Source organism: Acidovorax sp. KPB24-03, assembly GCF_057546605.1.
In genome coordinates this window covers 1-716 of record NZ_BAAJYR010000869.1, presented here as the reverse complement: position 1 = coordinate 716, position 716 = coordinate 1, and the positions used below count along the sequence as shown (strand labels likewise).

Annotated in this window: 2 protein-coding genes; both read right to left on the bottom strand. The window is 74.7% G+C overall.

Features of this window, described 5'->3' with window-relative positions:
- Positions 1–88: 88 nt before the first annotated feature.
- Positions 89–526, bottom strand: coding sequence for a nuclear transport factor 2 family protein (locus tag AC27KI_RS26535; RefSeq protein ID WP_487116860.1), 438 nt, complete (start codon positions 524–526; stop codon positions 89–91).
- A 37-nt stretch (positions 527–563) separates the two neighbouring features.
- A partial coding sequence (locus AC27KI_RS26530) for a MoaD/ThiS family protein (protein ID WP_487116862.1) occupies positions 564–716 on the bottom strand: 153 nt, incomplete at its 5' end.

The window sequence follows — 716 nt, the reverse complement described above, 5'->3', positions numbered from 1 at the left end:
CTGGCGGCCCTGCCGCGCGGCGAGCCGGCCGCCATCGCACCCCAGGGCGCCTAAGAACCTGCGGGAGACGGGCCTCGGGCCGCCGCCATCAAGGCGGCGGCACCCCTTCGGCCCGTGCCGTCGGGGGTTCGGATTCGCCGGGGCCGCCGGGCGCGGCAGGCGTGCCCTGGTGGAAGCTCATCTGCCACCCGCGCGCAGACCGCTCCCACACCGAAGTGCGCAGCGTCCACCGCTCCAGGGTTCCGTCGTCCAACCGCTGCGCCGATCGGTACGTGAGCAGCGCGGCGAACTCACCGAGACGCCGGACCTCGAAGCGGTCCGCGACCACCACGGCATGCTGCGCCTGGGCCGGCAGTTGCGAGAGGACGTCCGCCTTGGTGTAGACCGCGCCGGAGCGGCCGAACTCGCGGAAGTCGTCGTGCAGCAGCGCGTCCAGCCGGGCCGCGTCCTGGCGCGCGGCCGGCCGGTGCAACTCCACCTCCAGGGCCTGCAGCAACGGCAAAAGGGGCGCGTCGGAAGCAGGCATCGAAAAGGGGCGCGTCAGGCCACGGGCGCGCCGGCCTTCAGCCGCCCGTGACGGGCGGAAAGAACGCCACTTCCGCCCCATCGGCCAGCGCCGCGGATTCGTCGCTCAGCGTCTGGTCGAGCGCCATGCGCACCGCGCGGCCGCGGCCCAGGCTGTGCGCCCAGGGCCCGCCGCGCGCGATCAGTTCGTC